The organism is Streptomyces sp. NBC_01296, from assembly GCF_035984415.1.
In the GTDB taxonomy this organism is placed as follows: domain Bacteria; phylum Actinomycetota; class Actinomycetes; order Streptomycetales; family Streptomycetaceae; genus Streptomyces.
This window is the reverse complement of sequence record NZ_CP130720.1, coordinates 6,500,503-6,523,897: the sequence shown is the minus strand read 5'-3', so window position 1 is coordinate 6,523,897 and position 23,395 is coordinate 6,500,503. Positions and strand designations below refer to the sequence as shown.

23 protein-coding genes are annotated in these 23,395 nt (G+C 71.4%); 9 read left to right on the top strand and 14 right to left on the bottom strand.

All coding sequences use genetic code 11. The features are described from left to right. Positions 1-93: 93 nt before the first annotated feature. Positions 94-735 carry a response regulator gene (locus OG299_RS29725; RefSeq protein ID WP_266630561.1) on the bottom strand — a complete coding sequence of 214 codons (642 nt, stop codon included), beginning with the start codon at positions 733-735 and terminating at the stop codon, positions 94-96. Next, complete coding sequence (locus OG299_RS29720) at positions 728-1,873, bottom strand: GAF domain-containing sensor histidine kinase (protein ID WP_266630559.1); 1,146 nt, start codon at positions 1,871-1,873, stop codon at positions 728-730. The genes OG299_RS29725 and OG299_RS29720 overlap by 8 nt, the downstream gene beginning before the upstream one ends. A 473-nt stretch (positions 1,874-2,346) precedes the next feature. Between OG299_RS29720 and OG299_RS29715 the strand changes: the two genes are divergently transcribed. Further along, positions 2,347-3,045 (top strand): transglycosylase SLT domain-containing protein, encoded by a 699-nt coding sequence (locus tag OG299_RS29715; protein WP_327363135.1) that lies wholly within the window; start codon positions 2,347-2,349, stop codon positions 3,043-3,045. A 106-nt stretch (positions 3,046-3,151) separates the two neighbouring features. Here OG299_RS29715 and OG299_RS29710 read toward each other — a convergent pair whose 3' ends face one another. After that, positions 3,152-5,719, bottom strand: a complete 2,568-nt coding sequence (locus tag OG299_RS29710; protein ID WP_327363134.1) for an ABC transporter ATP-binding protein/permease — start codon at positions 5,717-5,719, stop codon at positions 3,152-3,154. 275 nt (positions 5,720-5,994) lie between these two features. On the opposite strand from OG299_RS29710, the gene OG299_RS29705 reads away from it, so the two are divergent. Beyond that, positions 5,995-7,515, top strand: a complete 1,521-nt coding sequence (locus OG299_RS29705; RefSeq protein ID WP_327363133.1) for a streptophobe family protein — start codon at positions 5,995-5,997, stop codon at positions 7,513-7,515. A 217-nt stretch (positions 7,516-7,732) separates the two neighbouring features. Further along, complete coding sequence (serB, locus tag OG299_RS29700) at positions 7,733-8,932, top strand: phosphoserine phosphatase SerB (protein ID WP_327363132.1); 1,200 nt, start codon at positions 7,733-7,735, stop codon at positions 8,930-8,932. A gap of 67 nt (positions 8,933-8,999) precedes the next feature. Here serB and OG299_RS29695 read toward each other — a convergent pair whose 3' ends face one another. The 4 genes from OG299_RS29695 to OG299_RS29680 all read right to left on the bottom strand — a co-directional run bounded on the left by OG299_RS29695 (position 9,000) and on the right by OG299_RS29680 (position 11,427). After that, a complete protein-coding gene (locus OG299_RS29695; protein ID WP_327363131.1) occupies positions 9,000-9,521 on the bottom strand; it encodes a SixA phosphatase family protein in 522 nt (173 codons plus the stop codon). A 111-nt stretch (positions 9,522-9,632) separates the two neighbouring features. Further along, positions 9,633-9,848 carry a hypothetical protein gene (locus OG299_RS29690; RefSeq protein WP_327363130.1) on the bottom strand — a complete coding sequence of 72 codons (216 nt, stop codon included), beginning with the start codon at positions 9,846-9,848 and terminating at the stop codon, positions 9,633-9,635. Positions 9,849-10,000: 152 nt separating this feature from the next. Beyond that, positions 10,001-10,120: an SGM_5486 family transporter-associated protein gene (locus OG299_RS29685; protein WP_266630545.1), complete on the bottom strand. Its 120-nt coding sequence runs from the start codon at positions 10,118-10,120 to the stop codon at positions 10,001-10,003. A gap of 5 nt (positions 10,121-10,125) precedes the next feature. After that, positions 10,126-11,427 carry a CynX/NimT family MFS transporter gene (locus OG299_RS29680; RefSeq protein ID WP_327363129.1) on the bottom strand — a complete coding sequence of 434 codons (1,302 nt, stop codon included), beginning with the start codon at positions 11,425-11,427 and terminating at the stop codon, positions 10,126-10,128. A 72-nt stretch (positions 11,428-11,499) separates the two neighbouring features. Between OG299_RS29680 and OG299_RS29675 the strand changes: the two genes are divergently transcribed. Beyond that, on the top strand, positions 11,500-12,171 hold the full coding sequence (locus OG299_RS29675; protein ID WP_327363127.1) for a FadR/GntR family transcriptional regulator: 672 nt from the start codon (positions 11,500-11,502) through the stop codon (positions 12,169-12,171). Between the two features lie 27 nt (positions 12,172-12,198). On the opposite strand, the gene OG299_RS29670 is transcribed toward OG299_RS29675, so the two are convergent. From OG299_RS29670 to fabG, 3 genes are all read right to left on the bottom strand, one after another. Then, positions 12,199-12,630 carry a hypothetical protein gene (locus tag OG299_RS29670; protein WP_266630539.1) on the bottom strand — a complete coding sequence of 144 codons (432 nt, stop codon included), beginning with the start codon at positions 12,628-12,630 and terminating at the stop codon, positions 12,199-12,201. A gap of 214 nt (positions 12,631-12,844) precedes the next feature. After that, positions 12,845-13,615, bottom strand: coding sequence for an enoyl-ACP reductase FabI (gene fabI, locus OG299_RS29665; protein WP_266630537.1), 771 nt, complete (start codon positions 13,613-13,615; stop codon positions 12,845-12,847). A gap of 5 nt (positions 13,616-13,620) precedes the next feature. Then, positions 13,621-14,340 carry a 3-oxoacyl-[acyl-carrier-protein] reductase gene (fabG, locus tag OG299_RS29660; protein WP_266630535.1) on the bottom strand — a complete coding sequence of 240 codons (720 nt, stop codon included), beginning with the start codon at positions 14,338-14,340 and terminating at the stop codon, positions 13,621-13,623. Positions 14,341-14,525: 185 nt separating this feature from the next. On the opposite strand from fabG, the gene OG299_RS29655 reads away from it, so the two are divergent. From OG299_RS29655 to tyrS, 3 genes are read left to right on the top strand one after another with little or no spacing between them, the layout of a single operon-like run. Next, complete coding sequence (locus OG299_RS29655) at positions 14,526-16,049, top strand: TldD/PmbA family protein (protein WP_266630533.1); 1,524 nt, start codon at positions 14,526-14,528, stop codon at positions 16,047-16,049. Beyond that, the gene (locus OG299_RS29650) at positions 16,049-17,443 is read left to right on the top strand and encodes a metallopeptidase TldD-related protein (RefSeq protein ID WP_327363126.1); all 1,395 of its coding nucleotides are present in this window, start codon (positions 16,049-16,051) and stop codon (positions 17,441-17,443) included. The genes OG299_RS29655 and OG299_RS29650 overlap by 1 nt, the downstream gene beginning before the upstream one ends. A 56-nt stretch (positions 17,444-17,499) precedes the next feature. Further along, a complete protein-coding gene (tyrS, locus tag OG299_RS29645; protein WP_327363125.1) occupies positions 17,500-18,765 on the top strand; it encodes a tyrosine--tRNA ligase in 1,266 nt (421 codons plus the stop codon). 80 nt (positions 18,766-18,845) lie between these two features. Here tyrS and OG299_RS29640 read toward each other — a convergent pair whose 3' ends face one another. Next, positions 18,846-19,124: a GlsB/YeaQ/YmgE family stress response membrane protein gene (locus tag OG299_RS29640; protein ID WP_327363124.1), complete on the bottom strand. Its 279-nt coding sequence runs from the start codon at positions 19,122-19,124 to the stop codon at positions 18,846-18,848. 233 nt (positions 19,125-19,357) lie between these two features. Between OG299_RS29640 and OG299_RS29635 the strand changes: the two genes are divergently transcribed. After that, a complete protein-coding gene (locus OG299_RS29635) occupies positions 19,358-19,636 on the top strand; it encodes a DUF3099 domain-containing protein (protein ID WP_051833067.1) in 279 nt (92 codons plus the stop codon). Positions 19,637-19,782: 146 nt separating this feature from the next. Further along, positions 19,783-20,049 (top strand): hypothetical protein, encoded by a 267-nt coding sequence (locus OG299_RS29630; protein WP_266630523.1) that lies wholly within the window; start codon positions 19,783-19,785, stop codon positions 20,047-20,049. Positions 20,050-20,076: 27 nt separating this feature from the next. Here OG299_RS29630 and moaA read toward each other — a convergent pair whose 3' ends face one another. The 3 genes from moaA to OG299_RS29615 form a co-directional block, all read right to left on the bottom strand. Further along, positions 20,077-21,066, bottom strand: coding sequence for a GTP 3',8-cyclase MoaA (gene moaA / locus OG299_RS29625; protein ID WP_327363123.1), 990 nt, complete (start codon positions 21,064-21,066; stop codon positions 20,077-20,079). 193 nt (positions 21,067-21,259) lie between these two features. After that, positions 21,260-22,891: a monocarboxylic acid transporter gene (locus OG299_RS29620; RefSeq protein WP_327363122.1), complete on the bottom strand. Its 1,632-nt coding sequence runs from the start codon at positions 22,889-22,891 to the stop codon at positions 21,260-21,262. Beyond that, positions 22,888-23,253, bottom strand: a complete 366-nt coding sequence (locus OG299_RS29615) for a DUF485 domain-containing protein (protein WP_266630517.1) — start codon at positions 23,251-23,253, stop codon at positions 22,888-22,890. Before OG299_RS29615 ends, OG299_RS29620 begins: the two co-directional genes overlap by 4 nt. Positions 23,254-23,395: the final 142 nt, after the last annotated feature.

Sequence of the window (23,395 nt, the reverse complement as noted above, 5' to 3'; positions counted from 1 at the left end):
GCTCATCCGACGAACGGGATGCGCCATGTGGGCTACATACACCCGACCGTATGAATCTCGGATCGGAGCCGGCCGGTCCGTTCCCGGCCGGGTTCAGTCCGTGATCCCGTGCCTGACCGCCCACAACGCCGCCTGGGTGCGGTCCGAGAGGTCCAGCTTCATCAGGATGTTCGAGACGTGCGTCTTGACCGTCTTCTCGGACAGCACCAGCGCACGGGCGATCTCCCGGTTGGAGCGGCCGTCCGCGATCAGGGACAGGACCTCCCGTTCCCGCTCGGTCAGGGAGCCGCCCCGGCTCGAGGACGGCTGTTCCTCCTGGGAGAGCAGGGCTTCGGCCACCTCCGGCTGGAGCAGCACGTGCCCGGCGTGGACGGAGCGGATCGCTCCGGCCAGGGCGTCGGGGTCGATGTCCTTGTAGACGTATCCCGCGGCGCCGCCCCTCAGGGCCGGCACGACCGTCCGCTGCTCGGTGAAGCTGGTGACGATCAGCACCCGCGCCGGGTTCGCCTGCGCGCGCAGCCTGCGCAGGGCCTCGATGCCGTCGGTGCCCGGCATCTTGATGTCCATGAGGATCACGTCGGGCCGCAGCTCCTCGGCGCGGGCCACGCCCTCCTCGCCGTCGGCGGCCTCCCCGACCACCTCGATGTCGTCCTGGACCTCCAGGAACGTGCGCAGGCCGCGGCGGACCACCTGGTGGTCGTCCACGAGCAGAACGCGGATGGGCGTGTCAGCCACCGGGGACCTCCATCTCGATCGTGGTGCCCGTACCGGGCTCCGAGTGCACGGTGAGGCGGCCGCCGGCGCCGCTCGCCCGGTCCCGCATGGAGACCAGGCCGAGGTGGCGCCCGGCCGCGCGGATCGAGGAAGGGGAGAAGCCGCTTCCGTTGTCCGTGACGGTCAGGACGGCTCCTGCGGACCGGCGGGCGAGGGTGACCTCGACGCGGTCGCCGCCCGAGTGCCGCAGGGCGTTGTGGAGGGCCTCCTGGGCGACGCGGAGCAGCGCCTCCTCCTGGGTCGCCGGGAGGGCCCGTACGCCGTCACAGGTGAAGGTGACGTGCGCGGTGTGGGCCCGGTCGAGTACGTGGACCTGGTCGCGGAGGGTGGCGACGAGGCCGTCCTCGTCGAGGGCGGCCGGGCGCAGCTCGGTCACGGCGGCGCGCAGCTCGTCGGCGGCCTGGGCGGCGAGGGCGGCGACCTGCTGGAGCTCCCCCTTGGCCCGGGCCGGGTCGCGGTCCACGAGGGCGGCGGCGGCCTGGGCGGTCAGGCGGAGCGAGAAGAGCTTCTGGGCCACGGCGTCGTGCAGCTCGTGGGCGAGGCGGGAGCGCTCCTCGGCGATGGTGAGCTCGCGGCTGCGCTCGTAGAGCCGGGCGTTGGTGAGGGCGATCGCCGCGTGCTGGGCGAGGAGGGCGAGGAGCTCCTCGTCCTCCTCGGTGAAGCCGCCGGGGCTGCGTTTGTTCGCGAGGAAGAGGGCGGCGAGGGTCTCCTCGCCGTCGCGGACGGGCTGCCCCAGGAAGTCGGACATCTCCGGGTGGGCGGCGGGCCAGCCCTCGAAGCGGGGGTCCTTGCGTACGTCGGCCAGCCGCTCGGGGCCGTCCTGGTGGAGCATCGCGGCGAGGATGCCGTGCTGGCGGGGCAGCGGGCCGATCCGGCGCCACTGCTCCTCGCTGATGCCGTCCACGACGAACTGGGCGAAGCCGCCGTGGTCGTCCGGGACGCCCAGGGCCGCGTACTCGGCGTCGAGCAGCTCGCGGGCCGAGACGACGATCGTGCGCAGGACGTCGCGGACCTCGAGCCGCCGGCTCATGGCGAGCAGTGCGGTACTCACGGCGGCGAGGCCGCCGCAGGGTCGGCCGTGCACGGGGCTTCCGGTCATGGGCTCACCGTACTAGCGGCTCTGACCTGCGGGATCGGGCGCGAGCCCTAGGGCTGGGGGCGGTGTCTCCTCCTCCTTGGGGAGGGGGTCGCGGGGGTCTTCTCTGCCTTGGGGATGAGGGCCTGCGGGGGGTTGTGGTCCTCAGGGCGGAGAATTCCGTTACAGAATGCATTGCTTCAGCAACGCATGGTGAGACCGTTACGTGGCCGATGTGAGCCCGCACATAGGACCCACGTCACTTACGAAGGCGCCTAGTGGACGTGCAAAGGCGGTGTCAGCACTGCTGCGCCTAGCGCGTGGTCCGAAATTCCGGGCTCGTCCGCGCCCCCTGATCCACTAAGCGGGATCGTACGTCACACCTTTGCCACAAGATTTTGCCGCCGCTAAGAATTGCTCCCGTCGCACAGCACCGCGGATCCCGGATCCCAACGGTGCTTTCCTGCGGCTCCCGCTATTCGAAGAGGTTGCTACGCATGTCCAAGACCAGCACCCCCGGCCAGATTCGTCGTCTGACGAAGGCGCACAAGATGTCCTTCGCCGCCGTCGCCACCATCGGCGCCGCTGCCCTGGCCGCCACCCTCGTCCCCGCCGGCACCGCCGACGCCGGTACGACCGTGGCCGCCGCCCCCGTGGCGTGGACCCAGGCTGTCGAGGGTGTCCAGGCCAAGACCGTGCAGCACCTCTCCGCACAGACCAAGCTGGCCACGGACGCCGCGAAGCTCGAGGCCGCCGTGAAGGCCAAGGCCGCCGCCGCGAAGGCGAAGGCCGACGCCGACGCCGCCGCCAAGGCGAAGAAGGACCGCGAGGCGAAGGCGGCCGCCAGCCGCTCCACCGTCCGCAAGCCGATCTACGCGAACAACCTTGACGGCTGGATCAAGGAGTCGCTGGCGATCATGAAGGCGCACAAGATTCCGGGCACGTACAACGGCCTGTACAAGAACATCATGCGCGAGTCGAGCGGCAACCCGCGGGCGATCAACAACTGGGACATCAACGCCCAGAACGGTGTGCCCTCGAAGGGTCTGCTCCAGATCATCAAGCCGACCTTCCTCGCGTACCACGTCCCCGGCACCCCCATGGACCAGTACCACCCGGTCGCCAACATCGTCGCCTCGGCCAACTACGCCGCCGACCGTTACGGCTCGATCGACAACGTCAACAGCGCCTACTAAGGGCCGCGGGCGTGTAGCAATCCCCCATGCGCCTCAGGGCGGCACCCGGTATCCGGGTGCCGCCCTGAGGCGTTTCGTGGCGTGAGGGTGCGCGCAGCGGTGCCTGCTAGTTGCGCATGACCTCGGGCTCGTGGCGGCGCAGCAGCTTCTGCACGGCGAAGCCGCAGGCGACGCCGATGAGCAGCAGGATCGTGATGTTCACGCCCCACTGCGCGACGGAGTGCTCCCACAGCGGGTCGGTGTTCGTCGGGTTCTGCTGGTCCCACGGCGGCATGAGCCTGCCGAGGTCGAGCGTGGTTCCCGCGGCGGCGACCGCCCAGCGCGACGGCATCAGCCAGGCGAACTGCTCCAGGCCGGGCGAGTCGTACACCTGGAAGAGGATGCCGGTGAACACGACCTGGACGATCGCGAACATGACCAGCAGCGGCATGGTCTTCTCGGCGGTCTTCACGAGCGCGGAGATCACCAGGCCGAACATCATCGAGGTGAAACCGAGCGCGGTGACCGAAAGGCAGAGCTCGACGGCCGGCGGCATGAGCAGGCCGTCGGTCGGCAGGTCGCGCGGGGTGAAGCCGATGGCGCAGATGACCACGCCCTGGATGGCCGTGATGAAGCCGAGGACGATCACCTTCGACATGAGGTACGCCGACCGGGACAGGCCGGTGGCGCGCTCGCGCTCGTAGATGACCCGTTCCTTGATCAGCTCACGGACCGAGTTCGCGGCGCCCGAGAAGCACATGCCCACGCAGAGGATCAGCATGATCGTGCCGGCGTCGCCGTTGAACCGGGACGGCGGCTTCGGCGGCGCGAGGCCGAAGTTCGCGGGGATGACCGTCGAGACCACGCCGAGGACCGCGGGCAGGATCAGCATCAGGGCCATGAAGCCCTTGTCGGACGCAATCACCGAGACGTAGCGGCGGATCAGGGTCCACAGCTGATCGCCCCAGCCCTGCGCCTTCGGCGGCATCATCTGCTGCATCGGCGGCATGGCGACCTGCTGCGGGGCGACCGCGTCGAGGTCGGCGGCGTACAGCTGGTAGTGCTGCGAGCCCTTCCAGCGGCCGGCCCAGTCGTAGTCGCGGTAGTTCTCGAAGGCCGAGAAGACGTCCGCCCACGTGGTGTAGCCGAAGAAGTTCAGCGCCTCGTCCGGCGGGCCGAAGTACGCGACCGAACCGCCCGGGGCCATGACCAGCAGCTTGTCGCAGAGGCCCAGCTCGGCCACCGAGTGGGTGACGACCAGGACCGTGCGGCCGTCGTCGGCGAGCCCGCGCAGCAGCTGCATGACGTCGCGGTCCATGCCCGGGTCGAGGCCGGAGGTCGGCTCGTCCAGGAAGATCAGCGAGGGCTTGGTGAGGAGCTCCAGGGCCACGGACACGCGCTTGCGCTGACCACCGGAGAGCGAGGTGATCTTCTTGTCCTTGTGGATGTCGAGCTTGAGCTCGCGCAGGACCTCGTCGATACGGGCGGCGCGCTCGGCCTGGGCGGTGTCGCCGGGGAAGCGGAGCTTGGCCGCGTACTTGAGGGCCGTGCTGACCTTCAGCTCCTTGTGCAGGATGTCGTCCTGCGGGACCAGGCCGATGCGCTGGCGGAGCTCCGCGAACTGCTTGTACAGGTTGCGGTTGTCGTAGAGGACGTCGCCCTCGTTGGCGGGCCGGTAGCCGGTCAGCGCCTTGAGCAGCGTCGACTTTCCGGAGCCGGAGGGGCCGATGACGCCGATGAGCGACTTCTCCGGGACACCGAAGGTGACGTCCTTGAGGATCTGCTTGCCGCCGTCGACCGTCACCGTCAGGTGGCGGGCCGAGAAGGAGACGTCACCGGTGTCGACGAACTCCTCGAGCCGGTCGCCGACGATGCGGAACGTCGAGTGGCCGACGCCGACGATGTCGTTCGGGCCGAGCAGCGCGGTGCCGGACTTGGGCAGCGGCTGGCCGTTGACGTAGGTGCCGTTGTGGCTGCCGAGGTCGTGGATCTCGAAGCGGCCGTTCGCCGAGCGGAACTCGGCGTGGAGGCGCGAGACCTGGAGGTCCGAGACGACCAGCTCGTTCTCCAGCGCACGGCCGATCCGCATGACGCGGCCGACGGCGATCTGGTGGAACGTCGTCGGGCTGCGGTCACCCCCGTACGCGGGAGCCGCACCCTGTGCGGGCACGCCGGCGCCGCCGCCCTGCTGCTGCTGCTGCTGCGGGAAGTGCGGCTGCTGCGGCTGCTGGTGGGCGGCGGCCTGCTGCGGCTGCTGCTGCCAGGCCTGCTGCTGCTGCGGCTGCTGTGCCTGGGCAGGGGCCTGGTACGCCGGGGCGGCCTGCTGGGCCGGGGCCTGGTAGGCGGGCGCCGGGGCCTGGTAGGCCGGCGCGGCCTGCTGCGGTACGGCCTGCTGCGGCGCGGCGGCGGCGCTCAGATTTAGCCGCGGTCCGTCGGTGGCGTTGCCCAGGTGGACCGGCGTGCCGGGCACGAGCTCGGTCTGCTGGACCCGCGCGCCGTGCACGTAGGTGCCGTTGGTGCTGCCGTGGTCCTCGATGCCCCAACCCCGGCCGTTCCAGGCGATGGTGGCGTGCCGCCACGACACCCGGGCGTCGTCGATCACGATGTCTCCCTGGGGGTCGCGCCCCAGCGAGTACGACCTGGACGGATCGAGCGTCCAGGTCCTTCCATTCAATTCCAGTACGAGTTCCGGCACTCCAGCCCCACTTAGGTCCCCCGAGAATCCCCCTGACGTCAGGGAGTCCGACGTCAGGGAGTCTAGGGATGGCGAACATCCGGGGGAACTATTTCAGGCCTGGGGCCACATGTGGAATCGGGGCCTTCCCGAGGCGTCTACGCCTGCCCGTTGACGGGGTCGAAAGTCACCCGGAGAGTGAGATACGGGACTTCTCGCCCTGGCCGGACCCGTCCCGCCCGGCACGCACACTCGCGACACCCACCGCACACGCTCGGCAGGCATCGGGGGCACGCATGCGCCGCATTCGTTGGGGAGACGTGGTCCTGTCGGGCATCGCCGCCACCGGCTGGGCCCTCGTCGTGATGGCCGGGGTCGCCGCGCTGGGGCTCCATCTGCTGGGCGCCGACGCCGCGGGAGGCTCGCTCGGGGCGGTGACGGCCGCCGTGGTGGTCCTCGCGATCGGCGGCAGGGTGACCCCGTCGGGGGACGTGTCGGTCCTCGGGGTCACCGGGCCGGGTGCGCAGACCTCACTGGACGTCATGCCGCTCGGGGTGGGGCTGGCCGGGGCGCTGGTCCTGGCCGGGATCTTCCTGCGCTCGGTGCGGACCGGGGCGGGGCCGGGGGAACTCGCCGCCCGGGCGGCGTCGGTGGCGGTGCTGCTCGTCGCCGCGGCGGGCGGGCTGGCCCGAGCCGGGCACGACGTGGTCACCCTGGACGGGCCGCGGCTGCCGAGCACCCCGCCGAAGGTGGTGGTCCCCGGGATCGGGGACATCGGCGGGCTGCTCCCGGACCGCATCGGGGACCTGATCGACACCGAGGCCCGGGTGGGGTTCTCGGTGGAGTTCGGGCCGACGCTGCTGGGCGCTGCGGTGTGGGTGCTGGCCGTACTGGCGGTGGCGCTGCTGGCTTCGCGGCGCGGCCCGGCGGCGTTCGCGCGGCTGCGGCCCGCGGTGTCGGCGCTGGTGGTGGCGCTGCTGGTGGCGGTGGCGGCCGGGCTGGTGGCGGCGGTGTGGGCGGCTCTGGGGGACGACCATCCGCGGCGGGTGCTGGGCGCCGCGCTGCTGGGGGCGCCGAACGGGGCCTGGACGGGGATGCTGCTGGGGCTGTTCGTACCGTTCGACGGGCAGGCCACGGGCACGCTGGGCCGGCTGCTGCCGGATCCGCTGGACGATCTGCTGGGGATGTCGGCCCGCGAGCCGGTGACGGTGGCCCGGCTGGCGGAGTACGACGGGCGCCTCTGGCTGCTGGTCGCGGGGGTGGGGCTGCTGCTGCTCTGCGCCGGTGTGCTGGCCGCCGTACGGAGCCCGGGGCGCGGGGTCCTGGGGTGCGCGGTGCGGCTGTCGGCCCTGACCGGGGTGGTGCTGGCAGGGCTGGTGTGGCTGACGGGGGTGTCCGTCGACGGCTCGCTGTCGGTGCTCGGCGTCGACGCGGTGGAGGCCGGGCTGGAGCTGCGGGGCGACGCGCCGTACGCGCTGCTGCTCGGGGCGGCCTGGGGGGCGGCGGCCGGCGGTGCGGGGGCGCTGCTGGCCGGGCGCCGCCGCCCGCCGCGGGCGGTCCCGGCGCCGCCGGGGGCTGCGCCCGATGCGCCGACGGCCCCGTACCGGCCCCCGCCGGGGCGCCCGTACCCGGACCCGAACCCCGGGTCCGGCCCGTACCCCGACCCGTACGCCGAGCCCGACGGCTCCTGGGACGTCACGATCACGCGGCTGCCCCGGAGGCCGTCCGGGCGCCCGGCTCCGCCCCACCGCCCGCCGTTCACCCCGCCCCCGCCGCCGCCACCGCCGCCACCGCCGCCGCTCGGGCCCCCGGGCTGAGCCGTCGGGAAAGGGGCAGGCCACATCAAATCGAACATGGTCGGCCGCCCGTCCGCCCCGCGGGCCCCGTCACTTCCCCGTCGGCTCCCGTTCACCCCGCCGCCGTCCCCCGGGCGCCCGCACCGGGCAGCGCCGGGGAGCCTTCGGCCGGAGAATGGTTCCGCCAGGTGGGACGGGGGTCCAAGCACGGAGGGCGGGAAGATACGGTGAGGGCACCATGAGCGCTTCGCAGACCTCCGACGTCCCCACCCTCCTCGTCAAGATCTTCGGCAAGGACCGTCCCGGGATCACCGCCGGGCTGTTCGACACCCTCGCCGCCTACTCCGTCGACGTCGTCGACATCGAGCAGGTCGTCACCCGTGGCCGCATCGTCCTGTGCGCCCTCGTCACCCAGCCCGCCGGCGGCGCCGAGGGCGAGCTGCGGGCCACCGTCCACGGCTGGGCCGAGTCGCTCAAGATGCAGGCCGAGATCCTCTCCGGTACCGGTGACAACCGGCCGCGCGGCAGCGGCCGTTCCCACGTCACCGTGCTCGGGCACCCGCTGACCGCCGAGTCCACGGCCGCCATCGCCTCCCGGATCACCGCCACCGGCGGCAACATCGACCGCATCTTCCGGCTCGCCAAGTACCCCGTGACGGCCGTCGAGTTCGCCGTGTCCGGCTGCGAGACCGAGCCGCTGCGCACGGCCCTGGCCACCGCCGCCGCGCACATCGGCGTCGACGTGGCCGTGGTCTCGGCCGGCCTGCACCGCCGGGCCCAGCGCCTGGTCGTCATGGACGTGGACTCGACCCTGATCCAGGACGAGGTCATCGAGCTGTTCGCCGCGCACGCCGGCTGCGAGGCCGAGGTCGCCGAGGTGACCGAGCGGGCCATGCGCGGTGAGCTGGACTTCGAGCAGTCGCTGCACGCCCGCGTGAAGCTGCTGGCCGGGCTGGACGCCTCGGTCGTGGACAAGGTCCGCTCCGAGGTGCGGCTCACGCCGGGCGCCCGGACGCTGATCCGCACCCTCAAGCAGCTCGGCTACCAGGTCGGCGTGGTCTCGGGCGGGTTCACCCAGGTGACGGACGATCTGCAGGAGCGGCTGGGGCTGGACTTCGCCTCGGCCAACACCCTCGAGATCATCGACGGGAAGCTGACCGGCCGGGTCATCGGCGAGATCGTGGACCGGGCGGGCAAGGCCCGGCTGCTGCGCCGCTTCGCCGCGGAGGCCGGCGTACCGCTGGCCCAGACGGTGGCCATCGGCGACGGCGCCAACGACCTGGACATGCTGAACGCGGCCGGGCTGGGCGTGGCCTTCAACGCCAAGCCGGTGGTCCGCGAGGCCGCGCACACGGCGGTGAACGTGCCGTTCCTGGACGCGGTGCTGTACCTGCTCGGGGTCACCCGTGAAGAGGTCGAGGCCGCCGGCCTGACCTGAGGCGCCTGCGTACGAGGACGGGCCCCGGCGGATCGATCCGTGCCGGGGCCCGTCCTCGTGGCCGTGCTCAGTGGTCCTTCGGGGTCCAGTAGTCCAGCAGCGTGCCCACCCCGTGCTCCACGGACTTCCAGGAGCCGGTGAAGGAGACGACGGCGAACGCGGCGGTCGGGAACCCGGTACGGGTCATCCGGGCCAGGGTGTCGCCCTCCGCGCGCCCGGCGAGGGCGTCGGCGAGGGCGTGCATGCCCGGGTTGTGGCCGATGACGAGGAGGTCCTTGACCTCGTCGGACGTCTCGTTCAGCAGGGCGATGAGCTCGCCCGGCGAGGCGTCGTACAGCCGTTCCTCGTACGAGGTCCGCGGCCGGTGCGGCAGCTCCTGGACGGCGAGCTTCCAGGTCTCACGGGTGCGGGCGGCGGTGGAGCAGAGGGCCAGGTCGAAGGCGATGCCGGTCTCGGCGAGCTTCAGCCCGGCGGCCGGCGCGTCCTTGCGGCCTCGCTCCGCCAGCGGGCGCTCGTGGTCGGACACCTCGGGCCAATCGGCCTTGGCGTGCCGGAGGAGGACGATCCTGCGGGGTGTTTCGGCGCTCATGGCTCCCAGCTTCGCACGGATCGGGCCATGGGGCGCAGGGTGTTGAGGGGCTGTGCCGCGGGTGCGGGCGGCCCCGGCGCACGCCGGCGCGGGCGGTCGGGGCGTGCCCGGTCAGCCGACGGCGCGCAGGAGCTGTTCGGTGACGTGGAGGAGCGCGGAGGCCTCTCCGGAGGCGGCATGGGCCTCGGCGGAGCCGGCGAGGAGCAGCAGCAGGAGGCCGAAGGCGAGCGCGGGCAGGGCCAGCGCCCACCAGTGCAGCCGGGCGCTCGCGCCGTGGACTCGGGGCCCGGGACCGGGGATGTGCGGGGGAGCTGTGGGGGCCGACATGGGCCGCCTCCGTGGGTGCGCGGGGTGGGACTGGCTCGCTCGCTTCGAATCTATGGATCCGAAGGCGCGGGGCCCATCCGGGGCTCACCCCACTCGACCCTGAACCTGTCCCCCTAAGGGTTGGTGGGGTTAACCCCACCAACGGCCCCCGATCAAGGGGAGACGACGGTCGCGAGCACGGAGATGATCACGGTCACGACGAGCATGGCGCCGAGCACCATGCCGAGCTTCTTGTGGCTGTTCTGCGGGTTCGGTTCCAGTACGGGCGACATGCCGCTCAGTCTCGCATGCCGCATTCGTCCTCGATCGTGCGGTCCCGGCCGGCCAGGACGCCCAGCGCGATCTGCGGGACCAGCAGGCCCGCCATGAGGGTGAGGGGCAGGTCCCAGCCGCCGCTGTGCTGGTAGAGGGCGCCGATGAGGAGCGGTCCGGGGATGGAGATGAGGTAGCCGACGCTCTGGGCGAAGGCGGACAGCTTGACGACGCCGGCCGGGGACTTGGCGCGCAGCCCGATCAGCGTGATGACGAGGGGGAAGGCGCAGTTGGAGACGCCGAGCAGGAGCGCCCAGGCCCAGGCGCCGGCGGCGGGGGCGAAGTGGAGGCCGGTGTACCCGACGAGGCCGAAGAGGCCGAGGGCGACGGCGATGGCCCCCTGGTTCCTCATCCGGCCGGCCAGGTTGGGGATGACGAACGCGAGCGGGACGCCCATGACCATGGTGACGGCGAGCAGGACGCCGGCGGTGGAGGCGGAGACCCCGGCGTCGCGGAAGATCTGCGGGAGCCAGCCCATGGTGATGTACGCGCCGGTGGCCTGGAGGCCGAAGTAGCAGGCGAGGGCCCAGGCGGTACGGCTGCGGACGATCTTCGGGCCGGTGTCCGCCCGTACGTGCGCGGCCGGCTCGGAGGCGGCGGCCCGCTTCTCCCGGCGGGCGGCCGCCGCGACGGGCAGCCACGGCAGTACGGCGACCACCGCGAGCACGGCCCACACCAGCAGGCCGGCACGCCAGTTGCCGCCGAGGGCGGAGGTCATGGGGACGGTCGCGGCGGCGGCGAGCGAGGTGCCGAGGGCCAGGGCCATGGAGTACAGGCCGGTCATGGTGCCGACGCGGTCCGGGAACCAGCGCTTGACGATGACGGGGAGCAGCACGTTGGTCAGCGCTATGCCCGCGAGGGACAGGGCGCTGGCGGCGAGGAAGCCGGCGGCGCCGTGGGTGAAGGGGCGGATCAGCAGGCCCGCCGCGACGGCGGCCATGCCGGCGCAGACGACGGCGGCCGGGCCGAAGCGGCGCGAGAGCCGGGGCGCGGTGATGCCGAAGACGGCGAAGCAGAGGGCGGGGACGGAGGTGATCAGTCCGGCGACGGTGCCGCTCATGCCGAGGCCCGTGCGGACCTCCTCGAAGAGGGCGCCGAGGCTGGTGATGGCGGGCCGCAGGTTGAGGGCGGCCAGCACGATGCCGACGATGAGGACCGGGCCGAGCCAGGTGGGCTGGGGGGGCGCGGGAGCGGCGGGACGGGCCTGTGCGGGTATCGTGCGCGCGGCCTGGGTCCGGTCGATGGTCTGGATTTCTTCGTCGGGCATTACACCATCATAGAATCATGGGATGATTGGTTGTCACCCCCCAGACCGGACCTCCGAGAGGACCCCGTCCGCATGCCGCTGACCTCGCCCCGGCGATCCGCACTGGTCGACCAGGTGATCGCCCAGCTCAGGAACCAGATCACGTCCGGCGAATGGCCCGTCGGATCCCGCATCCCCACCGAGCCGGAGCTGGTGGAGCTGCTGGGCGTCGCCCGCAACACCGTGCGGGAGGCCGTCCGGGCCCTCGCGCACAACGGGCTCCTGGACATCCGGCAGGGCTCGGGTACGTACGTCATCGCCACCAGCGAGCTCGCCGGGGTGATGCACCGCCGCTTCGCGGGCGCCGACCCGCGGCACATCGCGGAACTGCGCTCGACGCTGGAGTCCTCCGCGGCCCGGCTGGCGGCGGAGCGGCGGACCGAGCGGGACCTCGTACAGCTGGACGCGCTGCTGGCGCGGCGCGAGGAGGCCTGGGCGAGCGGGGAGGCGGAGCGGTTCGTGGCAGCGGACGTGGCGCTGCACATGGCGGTGGTGGCGGCCTCGCACAACGAGGTGCTCATCGAGCTGTACGCGGACCTCGGCGATCTGGTGGCGGACTGGCTGCGCACGGACGTGGGCACGGAGCTGGATCCGGCGGCGCACCTGGACCACGCCCGGCTGATCGAGGCGATCCGGCTCGGCGACGGGGACGCGGCGGCGTCCGAGGCGGCGGGCTACCCGTTCGTGTGCCTCGGCAGGAAGTAGCGCGGGTTCGCGAGCAGGCCGGCCGGGTCACGGCCGCTGGTGGGTGACCCAGGCCGAGCGGACTTCCTTCCAGCAGCGGCCGTCGAGCTCGATCCGGCCGGCCGGTCCGACGGCCACGGCGGCGCTGTCCGAGTCCAGGTCCCACCAGCGGTCGCATTCCACGTGCAGGCGGACCAGGTCGGGCTCCGGATAGCCGTTGTGGCAGGTCGCCCTCACCTGCGAGCCCTCGATCAGGGTGTCGCAGTCGGCGCCGAACAGCTCCCGGGCGGCGGGCGGCGCGGGCCGTGCGGGCGGCTCTGCGGGGATCTGGTCGAGGTCCACGACGGCGGGGGCCGCCGCCTCGGGCCCGAGGGCCGGGTCTGCCCCCTCGGGCTGCGCGACGGCTCCCGGGACCAGCAGGCCCGTCAGGACCACCGAGGTGACCAGCAGCGATACCGCTCGACTCCGCCTCCCGCGCACGGCCGTACCTCCTCCCCGCCGGAGCCGGGAAGATCCCGGCCCGGTCAGTTTGCAGGCATCTGTCCCGGTTTACGACTCGGGAAGATCCGGTCGGCGGGCGAAAATCTGATCGAGCGCCCGGCCGCAATCCCGCCCCCACCGGCACGTACGGCGGCGGCCGCGCCTCCCGGAAGGGAGACGCGGCCGCCGCCGTACGGACGTACAGGTGCCTCGCTCAGGCACCCATCGCGTGCAGGCCGCCGTCCACGTGGACGATCTCGCCGGTGGTCTTCGGGAACCAGTCCGACAGCAGGGCCACGACGCCCTTGCCCGCCGGCTCCGGGTCGCTCATGTCCCACTCCAGCATGGAGCGGGAGTTCCAGACGTCGGCCAGCTCCGAGAAGCCCGGGATGGACTTCGCGGCCATCGAGCCGATCGGACCGGCCGAGACCAGGTTGCAGCGGATTTTCTCCTTGCCCAAGTCACGGGCGAGGTAGCGGCTGGTGGCCTCCAGCGCGGCCTTGGCCGGGCCCATCCAGTCGTACTGCGGCCAGGCGTACTGCGCGTCGAAAGTGAGGCCGACGACGGCCGCGCCCTCCGCCGGGAACAGCGGCTTGCACGCCATGGTCAGCGACTTCAGCGAGAACGCCGAGACGTGCATGGCGGTCGCGACCGACTCGAACGGGGTGTTCAGGAAGTTGCCGCCCAGGGCGTCCTGCGGGGCGAAGCCGATGGAGTGCACGACTCCGTCGAGGCCGCCGAGCTCGTCGCGGACGAGGCCTTCCAGGCGGGCCAGGTGCTCGTCGTTGGTGACGTCGAGCTCGATCACCTTGACCGGCTTGGGCAGCTTCTTGGCGATGCGCTCGGTCAGCGTCGGGCGCGGCCACGCGGTGAGGATGACCTCGGCGCCCTGCTCCTGGGCCAGCCGGGCGGCGTGGAAGGCGATGGACGACTCCATCAGCACCCCGGTGATGAGGATGCGCTTGCCGTCGAGAATTCCGCTCATGGTGATCAGTGACCCATGCCCAATCCGCCGTCAACGGGAATGACGGCTCCTGTGATGTACGCGGCGTCGTCGGACGCCAGGAAGCTCACGGCTGCCGCGATCTCCTCGGGCTGCGCGTAGCGGCCCAGGGGCACCTGGCCCACGATGCCCGCGCGCTGCTCGTCGGTGAGCACCTTCGTCATGTCCGTGTCCACGAAACCGGGGGCCACGACGTTGAAGGTGATGTTGCGGGAGCCGAGCTCACGGGCGAGCGAGCGGGCGAAGCCGACCAGCGCGGCCTTGGAGGCGGCGTAGTTGGCCTGTCCCGCCGAGCCCAGCAGCCCGACGACCGAGGAGATCAGGACGACGCGGCCCTTCTTGGCACGCAGCATGCCACGGTTCGCGCGCTTGACCACACGGAAGGTGCCGGTGAGGTTGGTGTCGACGACGGAGGCGAAGTCCTCCTCGGACATGCGCATCAGCAGCGTGTCCTTGGTGATGCCGGCGTTGGCCACCAGCACCTCGACCGCGCCGTGCGCGTCCTCGATCGCCTTGTAGGCCTGCTCCACCTGCTCGGAGTCGGTGATGTCGCAGCGGACCGCCAGGACACCGAGAGCGGTGAGCTCCTGCGGCGGCTCACCCGACCGGTACGTGATCGCGACCTTGTCGCCGGCCTGGGCGAAGGCTCGGGCGATGGCGAGGCCGATGCCCCGGTTTCCTCCGGTGACGAGAACCGAGCGGCTCAACGGATCACCCTTTCCACTAGCGGTCTGAGTACCAAAAACCTATAGGCCAGGTCCCCCATGCGGAGAATCGATCTCCCACAGGGCCTCGGTACGGGCTCTGTCGAGTCCCTACAGAAAGATGTAGGCACAAGCGCCCCGAGCGCGACATGATCGAGGCGACCGGCTCCGACCCCGGGAGGACTTCCGTGCCCCATTCCATCGACGCGGCCTTCACCGCGCTGCCCTTGCGGGCGCTCGCCGACGCGGCGCTCGCCCGGGCCCGCGCGCTGGGCTGCGACCATGCCGACTTCCGGCTCGAGCGGATCCGCAGCGCCTCCTGGCGGCTGCGGGACGCCAAGCCCTCCGGCGGCTCCGACACCACCGACCTCGGGTACGCGGTCCGCGTGGTGCACGGCGGCAGCTGGGGGTTCGCCTCCGGTGTGGACCTGACCATGGACGGCGCCGCCAAGGTGGCCTCGCAGGCCGTGGCCATGGCGAAGCTGTCCGCGCAGGTCATCAAGGCCGCCGGTTCGAACGAGCGGGTGGAGCTGGCCGACGAGCCGGTGCACGCCGACAAGACGTGGATCTCCGCGTACGACGTGAACCCGTTCGAGGTGCCGGACGCCGAGAAGGCGGCCCTGCTCGCCGACTGGAGCTCCCGGCTGCTGGCCGCCGACGGGGTGGCGCACGTGGACGCCTCGCTGCTCGCCGTGCACGAGAACAAGTTCTACGCCGACACCGCGGGCACCATGACCACGCAGCAGCGCGTGCGCATCCACCCGCAGCTCACCGCGGTCGCCGTGGACGCCACCACCGGCGAGTTCGACTCGATGCGCACCATCGCCCCGCCGGCCGGGCGCGGCTGGGAGTACCTGACCGGCACCGGCTGGGACTGGGACGCCGAGCTGGAGCAGATGCCCGTACTGCTCGCCGAGAAGATGCGGGCGCCGAGCGTCGAGGCCGGGCGCTACGACCTGGTCGTGGACCCGTCCAACCTGTGGCTCACCATCCACGAGTCCATCGGCCACGCCACCGAGCTCGACCGGGCGCTGGGGTACGAGGCGGCGTACGCGGGGACCTCCTTCGCCACCTTCGACCAGCTCGGCAAGCTCAAGTACGGCTCCTCGATCATGAACGTGACCGGTGACCGCACCGCCGAGCACGGCCTCGCCACCGTCGGCTTCGACGACGAGGGCGTCCAGGCGCAGAGCTGGGACCTGGTCAAGGACGGCACCCTGGTCGGCTACCAGCTGGACCGGCGGATCGCGAAGCTCACCGACCTGGGCCGCTCCAACGGCTGCGCCTTCGCCGACTCCCCCGGGCACGTGCCCGTCCAGCGGATGGCGAACGTCTCGCTCCGGCCGGATCCGGGCGGGCTGTCCACCGAGGACCTGATCGGCGGGGTGGAGCGCGGCATCTACGTCGTCGGCGACCGCTCCTGGTCGATCGACATGCAGCGCTACAACTTCCAGTTCACCGGACAGCGGTTCTTCCGGATCGAGAACGGCAAGCTGGCCGGGCAGCTGCGCGACGTCGCCTACCAGGCCACGACCACCGATTTCTGGGGCTCGATGGAGAAGGTCGGCGGGCCGCAGACGTACGTGCTGGGCGGCGCCTTCAACTGCGGCAAGGCGCAGCCGGGCCAGGTCGCGGCGGTCTCGCACGGCTGCCCGTCCGCGCTGTTCCGCGACGTGAACATCTTGAACACCACGCAGGAGGCGGGACGCTGATGTCGACGAGTCGCACGAAGCCCCACGAGATCGTCGAGCGCGCGCTGGAGCTGTCCACCGCCGACGGCTGTGTCGTCATCGCCGACGAGGAGTCGACGGCCAACCTGCGCTGGGCGGGCAACGCGCTCACCACCAACGGCGTCACCCGCGGCCGGACCCTGACCGTCATCGCCACGGTCGACGGCAAGGAGGGCACGGCCTCGGGGGTCGTGTCGCGCTCCGCCGTGACCGCCGCGGACCTGGAGCCGCTGGTCCGGGCCGCCGAGGCCGCCGCACGGGGCGCGGGCCCGGCGGAGGACGCCCAGCCGCTGGTCACCGGCACCCCGTCCTCGCCGGACTTCACCGACGCCCCGGCCGAGACCTCCTCGGCGGTGTTCGCGAACTTCGCCCCGGCCCTCGGCGAGGCCTTCGCCCGGGCCCGCGCCGGCGGCCGGGAGCTGTACGGCTTCGCCAACCACGAGCTGGTCTCCACGTACGTGGGCACCTCGACCGGGATGCGGCTGCGCCACGACCAGCCGAACGGCACCCTGGAGCTCAACGCGAAGTCCCCCGACCGGCAGCGCTCGGCCTGGGCCGGCCGCTCCACCCGGGACTTCAAGGACGTGGACCCGACCGTGCTGGACGCGGAGCTCGCCGTACGCCTGGGCTGGGCCGAGCGGAAGATCGAGCTGCCCGCCGGCCGGTACGAGACCCTGCTGCCGCCGACGGCCGTGGCCGACCTGCTGATCTACCAGATGTGGTCCGCGGCGGCCCGGGACGCGGTGGAGGGCCGGACGGTCTTCTCCAAGCCCGGCGGCGGCACCCGGCTCGGCGAGAAGCTGTCCGAGCTGCCGCTGACCCTGCGCAGCGACCCGAACGCGCCGGGCCTGGAGTCCGCGCCGTTCGTGATCGCGCACAGCTCGGGCGACGACGCCTCGGTCTTCGACAACGGCCTGCCGGCCCCGGCGACCGAGTGGATCCGGGACGGGCAGCTGGCCCGGCTGACCACGACCCGGCACAGCGCGGCGATGACCGGGATGCCGGTCGCGCCCGGCTTCGGGAACCTGATCCTGGACGGCGGCGGCGACAAGTCGCTGGAGGAGATGGTGGCCGCCACCGAGCGGGGCCTGCTGCTGACCTGCCTCTGGTACATCCGCGAGGTCGACCCGGCGACGCTGCTGCTCACGGGCCTGACCCGGGACGGCGTGTACCTGGTGGAGAACGGCCGGGTCGTGGGCGAGGTGAACAACTTCCGGTTCAACGAATCGCCGGTGGACCTGCTGTCGCGGGCCTCCGAGGCGGGCCGGACCGAGAAGACCCTGCCGCGCGAGTGGAGCGACTGGTTCACCCGGGCCGCGATGCCCGCGCTGCGGATCCCGGACTTCAACATGAGCTCGGTCAGCAAGGGCGTCTGATCCACCTAGACTGAATCCTTGGCGCGACGCACACCATTCGAAGGAGTCGAGAAACCGTGACGGACATCGTCGACGAGTTGAAGTGGCGCGGGCTCTTCGCCCTGTCCACCGACGAAGAAGCGCTCCGCAAGGCGTTTGCGGACGGTCCGGTCACCTTCTATTGCGGCTTCGACCCGACGGCGGCCTCGCTGCACGTGGGACACCTCGTACAGGTGCTGACCGTACGCCGGCTCCAGCAGGCCGGGCACCGGCCGCTGGCGTTGGTCGGCGGGGCCACCGGGCAGATCGGTGACCCGCGGCCGACCGCGGAGCGGACCCTGAACGACCCGGAGACCGTCGCCAACTGGGTGGGCCGCCTGCGCGCACAGATCGAGCCGTACCTGTCCTTCGAGGGCGAGAACGCGGCAGTCATGGTGAACAACCTGGACTGGACGGCGGGCATGTCCGCCATCGAGTTCCTCCGGGACATCGGCAAGCACTTCCGCGTCAACAAGATGCTGACGAAGGACTCGGTCGCCCGCCGGCTGGAGTCCGACCAGGGCATCAGCTACACGGAGTTCAGCTACCAGCTGCTCCAGGGCATGGACTTCCTGGAGCTGTACCGCCGCCACGGCTGCACCCTCCAGCAGGGCGGGTCGGACCAGTGGGGCAACCTCACCGCCGGTCTCGACCTGATCCACCGCCTGGAGCCGCACGCGAACGTGCACGCCATGGCGACCCCGCTGATGGTGAAGGCGGACGGCACCAAGTTCGGCAAGTCCGAGAGCGGCGCCGTCTGGCTCGACGCGGAGATGACCACGCCGTACGCGTTCTACCAGTTCTGGCTGAACGTGGACGACCGCGACATCTCCACCTACATGCGGATCCTGTCCTTCCAGACCCGCGAGGAGCTGGAGGCGCTGGAGGCGCAGACCGCCGAGCGGCCGCAGGCGCGCGCCGCCCAGCGGGCGCTCGCGGAGGAGCTGACCACGCTGGTGCACGGCGCCGACCAGTGCGCGGCCGTGATCGCCGCGTCGAAGGCGCTGTTCGGCCAGGGCGAGCTGGCGGACCTGGACGAGGCCACGCTGGCCGCGGCCCTGTCCGAGCTGCCGCACGCCCGGGTCGCCGAGCTCGGCCCGGTCGTGGACCTGCTCGCGGAGACCGGGCTGGTCGCCAGCAAGTCGGCCGCCCGCCGGACCGTGAAGGAGGGCGGCGCCTACGTGAACAACGCGAAGGTCACCGCCGAGGACGCGGTCCCCGCCAAGGAGGACCTGCTGCACGGGCGCTGGCTGGTGCTGCGCCGCGGCAAGAAGAACCTGGCGGCGGTCGAGGTCACGGGCTGACGCCCGGGGCCTGACGCCCGAACGCGGCGGAGGGGCCGGTCCGGACACCACGTCCGGCCGGCCCCTCCGTCGTGCCGCCCTCAGGTCATCTGCTTGCTGCCGCCCCTGAGCGACTTGTAGACCATTTCACCGAGAGCCACGATCAGCACCGCTCCGGCAAGTTGCAGCAAGTGCCGGGTCCAGTCGATGCCCCTGGTTTCCCCGACGCCGATCCACACGGCGACGGCGTTGCCGAGGATGCCGCCGATGATGCCGAACAGGGTGGTCAGCCAGAGGGGCTGATGCTGCTTGCCCGGCAGGACGGCCCGGGCGATGAGGCCCAGCACGAAACCGACGATGATCGCCCACAACCATGACATGTCGAGCCTCCTCGTGGCGCGTTGTGCGCATGTGGGCCCAGTTTCAACCCGTCCGGCCTACTGCGCATTTCGGACAGCCCCGTTCGGGGGACACCCCCTCTCCTCGCGAGGGGACCGGCGGCGTACGGTGGGAGGATCCGGACCGGGGAGTGTCCGGCAGGCGGATCGGGCGGTGCAGCGTGGAGCGGAAGAAGCGGAACGGAGCCGAGGTCTTCCGGATCACCGGGGCCCGGATGGGCCTCGACGAGGACGTGCGGGGACGGCAGCGCCGGTACGTCATCTCGATGTCGATCAGGACGCTGTCGGTCCTGGCGACGGTGATCCTGTGGAACGTGGAACGTCATGTGGCGATCGTGACGCTCATCGCGGGCGCGCTGCTGCCGTACGTGGCCGTGGTCATCGCCAACGCGGGGCGCGAGTCGACCCCCTCGCTGCCCTCGCACTTCATCCCGTCACCTGTGCGTCCGGCACTGAACACGGGAAACCTCAATAAAAGCTCAGATCAATCATGAAGTTCCGGTGCACCGCACCGGGTCCTGCGTGACATACTGCCTACGCGCTCCGCATCCCCCGTCGGAGCGACGGACCGACGCCGGGCAGCTCCCCCCGTGGCTGCTCGGCGTCGCCTTTCCGTGACAGGGGTTTGTAGGGTTGAGGCGTGAACTCCCCTGACTCCCCCGACTCCGCCCGTTCCACCGATTCCGTGGACGCGCCCACCTGCTCGGCCAAGGGCTGCCGCGATGCGGCCGTCTGGGTCCTGGTGTGGAACAACCCGAAGCTGCACACGCCGGAGCGCCGCAAGACCTGGCTGGCGTGCGGGGAACACCGCGAACACCTCTCCCAGTTCCTGGGGGTCCGCGGTTTCCTCAAGGACGTCGTGAAGCTCGACGAGTGGGTCCAGCCGGAGGGCTCGGAACGCCTTTAGCGGCGCCCCGCCGTCCGGCCGGGGCCCTCAGCCGCCGATCGCGGACATCGGGCGGTCGGGCTGCATGAAGGACGGGTCGTCGAGACCGGACCCGGCCTTCTTGCCCCACATCGCCACCTTCCACAGGCGGGCGATCTCCTCGTCCTGGGCGCCGGAGCGCAGGGCTCCGCGCAGGTCCGACTCCTCGGTGGCGAACAGGCACGTACGGACCTGGCCGTCGGCGGTGAGCCGGGTGCGGTCGCAGGCACTGCAGAAGGGCCTGGTCACCGAGGCGATCACGCCCACGGTGGCCGGGCCGTCGTCGACCAGCCAGCGCTCGGCCGGGGCGGATCCGCGCTCGCCGGCGCCTTCCTCGGTGAGCGCGAAGCGGGTGCGCAGCGACGCGAGGATGTCCCCGGCGGTGATCATGCCGTCGCGCTTCCAGCCGTGCTGGGCGTCGAGCGGCATCTGCTCGATGAAGCGGAGCTCGTACTCGTTCTCCACGGCCCAGGCGAGCAGGTCGGGGGCCTCGTCGTCGTTCAGGCCCGGCATCAGGACGGCGTTGACCTTGACGGGGGTCAGGCCCGCCTCGCGGGCGGCGGCCATGCCGTCGATGACGTCGCGGTGCCGATCACGCCGGGTGAGGGTCTTGAAGACCTCGGGCCGCAGGGTGTCCAGCGAAACGTTCACGCGGTCCAGGCCGGCGGCCTTGAGCGCCTGTGCAGTGCGCTTGAGGCCTATGCCGTTGGTGGTCAGGGACATCTTGGGGCGGGGCTCCAGGGCCGCGCACTGCTCGACGATCCCGACCAGGCCGGGGCGGAGCAGCGGCTCGCCGCCGGTGAAGCGGACCTCGGTGATCCCGAGCTGCGTGACGGCGATCCGGATCAGCCGGACGATCTCCTCGTCGCTCAGCAGATCCGATTTCCCGAGCCACTGCAGACCCTCCTCGGGCATGCAGTACGTGCAGCGCAGGTTGCACCGGTCGGTGAGTGAGACGCGCAGGTCAGTGGCCACGCGGCCATAAGTGTCGAGAAGCATTTCAGGCCCCCTCCCCTGTCCGGTTCGTAGAGGTTCGCGCCACCTCGGAGAAACGCCTGGCGCCGTAATCGAGCCTACGCGACGCAGGTGAGGCGTAGGGATGCCCGAATGAACGAGACGCGACGTGGCCGCGTCGTAGGGAAATACGACGCGGCCACGCTGTGTGTTCGGCCCATGTCACATGAGCACGGTCTCAGTGCGCGCCGGTTCCGGTAAGGGAGCGGACCTCGAGTTCCGCGAACTTCCGGGGGTCGGCCTTCTCCTTCGCCATGACGGTTCCCAGCCAGCCCAGCAGGAAGCCGAGCGGGATCGACACGATGCCCGGGTTCTCCAGGGGGAACCAGTAGAAGTCGGCGTCCTTGAACATCGAGGTGGGCTTCCCGGAGACGACCGGCGAGAAGAGCACCAGGACGACCGCGGAAACGAGGCCGCCGTAGATCGACCACAGCGCGCCCTGGGTGCTGAACCGCTTCCAGAAGAGGCTGTAGAGGATCGTCGGCAGGTTCGCGGAGGCGGCGACCGCGAAGGCGAGGGCGACGAGGCCGGCGACGTTGAGGTCGCGGGCCAGGGCCCCGAGGCCGATGGCGACGGCGCCGATCACGACCGTGGACCAGCGGGCCGCCCGGACCTCCTCCTGCTCGGTGGCGTTGCCCTTGCGGATCACGTTCACGTACAGGTCGTGGGCGAAGGACGAGGAGGAGGCGAGGGTGAGCCCGGCCACCACCGCGAGGATGGTGGCGAAGGCGACCGCGGAGATCACGGCGAGCAGGACGGCGCCGCCGGTGGAGCCCGCGCCGCCGCCCAGTTCCTGGGCCACCAGCGGGGCCGCGGTGTTGCCGGCCTTGTTGGAGGCGATGATGTCGGTGCGCTTGAGCAGGGCCGCGGCGCCGAATCCGAGGGCGATGGTCATCAGGTAGAAGGCGCCGATGATGCCGATGGCCCAGTTCACGGACTTGCGGGCGGCCTTGGCGTTGGGAACCGTGTAGAAGCGGATCAGGATGTGCGGCAGGCCGGCGGTGCCGAGGACCAGGGCGATGCCGAGCGAGATGAAGTCCAGCTTCGTCGTCGCGTCCTTGCCGTACTTGAGGCCGGGCTCCAGGAACTTGCTGCCCTGGCCGCTGTTCTCGGCCGCCTTGCCCAGCAGGTCGGAAATGTTGAAGTGGAACTTAAGCAGCACGAGGAAGGTGATGAGCAGGGCGCCCGCGATGAGCAGGACGGCCTTGATCATCTGGACCCAGGTGGTGCCCTTCATACCGCCGATGGTGACGTAGAGGATCATCAGTACGCCGACCAGCGCGACGACCGCGACCTTGCCGCCGTCGCTGGTGATGCCGAGGAGCAGCGAGACGAGCACGCCGGCGCCGGCCATCTGGGCGAGCAGGTAGAAGATCGAGACGACGATGGTCGAGGTGCCGGCGGCGGTGCGGACGGGCCGCTGGCGCATCCGGAACGCGAGGACGTCGCCCATCGTGTAGCGGCCGGAGTTGCGCAGCGGCTCGGCGACGAGCAGCAGGGCGACCAGCCAGGCCACGAGGAAGCCGATGGAGTAGAGGAAGCCGTCGTAGCCGAAGAGCGCGATGGCGCCGGCGATGCCGAGGAAGGACGCGGCGGACATGTAGTCGCCGGAGATGGCGAGGCCGTTCTGGAAGCCCGTGAACTGGCGTCCGCCCGCGTAGAAGTCGGCGGCGCCCTTGGTCTGGCGGCCGGCCCAGATCGTGATGATGAGGGTGGCGACGACGAACAGCCCGAACAGGGTGATGATCAGCGGCCGGTGCTCGGTGGCGCCCGCGGCCACGTTCGTCGCGAGGTGGAGGGTGCCGCTCATTCGCCGGCCTCCATCCGCGCCTTGATCGCCGCGGCCTTGGGGTCGAGCTTCTCGGCGGCGTGCCGGGAGTACAGCCAGGCGATGAGGAAGGTCGTCGCGAACTGGGCGAGGCCGAACACGAGGGCGACGTTGATGTTGCCGAAGAGCTTGGTCCCCATGAAGCCGCCGGCGTAGTTGGACAGCAGGACGTAGAGCAGGTACCAGGCGATGAAGGCCACGGTGAGCGGGAAGGCGAAGGAGCGGTAGGAACTGCGCAGTTCGGCGAATTCGGCGCTCTGCTGGACGGCTGTGAACTCTTCGGCCGTGGGGCTCGCCGTGGATGTTCCCGCGCTGCCGTGCGGCGGCGCTGCTTCGGTGGTCACGGGGGGTTCTCCTTGTGACGCGGGTGCGGTGGGGACGACGGACAAAACAACCTCCGTGTGGGGGAACGGTGGCGCTGAGTCCCCCTGCCCAACGGCACGGCCGGCGCGGCGGGACGGTTCAACACCCGTTGATTCTTCGGAA

Excerpts from the sequence above, each read along its gene's own strand:
- moaA (WP_327363123.1), bottom strand. The coding sequence starts at position 21,066 with ATGCTTCTCGACACTTATGGCCGCGTGGCCACTGACCTGCGCGTCTCA.
- serB (WP_327363132.1), top strand. The coding sequence starts at position 7,733 with ATGAGCGCTTCGCAGACCTCCGACGTCCCCACCCTCCTCGTCAAGATC.
- OG299_RS29705 (WP_327363133.1), top strand. The coding sequence starts at position 5,995 with ATGCGCCGCATTCGTTGGGGAGACGTGGTCCTGTCGGGCATCGCCGCC.
- OG299_RS29715 (WP_327363135.1), top strand. The coding sequence starts at position 2,347 with ATGTCCAAGACCAGCACCCCCGGCCAGATTCGTCGTCTGACGAAGGCG.
- OG299_RS29640 (WP_327363124.1), bottom strand. The coding sequence starts at position 19,124 with ATGTCATGGTTGTGGGCGATCATCGTCGGTTTCGTGCTGGGCCTCATC.
- OG299_RS29635 (WP_051833067.1), top strand. The coding sequence starts at position 19,358 with ATGGGCCTCGACGAGGACGTGCGGGGACGGCAGCGCCGGTACGTCATC.
- OG299_RS29620 (WP_327363122.1), bottom strand. The coding sequence starts at position 22,891 with ATGAGCGGCACCCTCCACCTCGCGACGAACGTGGCCGCGGGCGCCACC.
- OG299_RS29720 (WP_266630559.1), bottom strand. The coding sequence starts at position 1,873 with ATGACCGGAAGCCCCGTGCACGGCCGACCCTGCGGCGGCCTCGCCGCC.
- OG299_RS29680 (WP_327363129.1), bottom strand. The coding sequence starts at position 11,427 with ATGCCCGACGAAGAAATCCAGACCATCGACCGGACCCAGGCCGCGCGC.
- OG299_RS29650 (WP_327363126.1), top strand. The coding sequence starts at position 16,049 with ATGTCGACGAGTCGCACGAAGCCCCACGAGATCGTCGAGCGCGCGCTG.
- OG299_RS29675 (WP_327363127.1), top strand. The coding sequence starts at position 11,500 with ATGCCGCTGACCTCGCCCCGGCGATCCGCACTGGTCGACCAGGTGATC.
- OG299_RS29690 (WP_327363130.1), bottom strand. The coding sequence starts at position 9,848 with ATGTCGGCCCCCACAGCTCCCCCGCACATCCCCGGTCCCGGGCCCCGA.
- fabI (WP_266630537.1), bottom strand. The coding sequence starts at position 13,615 with ATGAGCGGAATTCTCGACGGCAAGCGCATCCTCATCACCGGGGTGCTG.
- OG299_RS29685 (WP_266630545.1), bottom strand. The coding sequence starts at position 10,120 with ATGTCGCCCGTACTGGAACCGAACCCGCAGAACAGCCACAAGAAGCTC.
- OG299_RS29695 (WP_327363131.1), bottom strand. The coding sequence starts at position 9,521 with ATGAGCGCCGAAACACCCCGCAGGATCGTCCTCCTCCGGCACGCCAAG.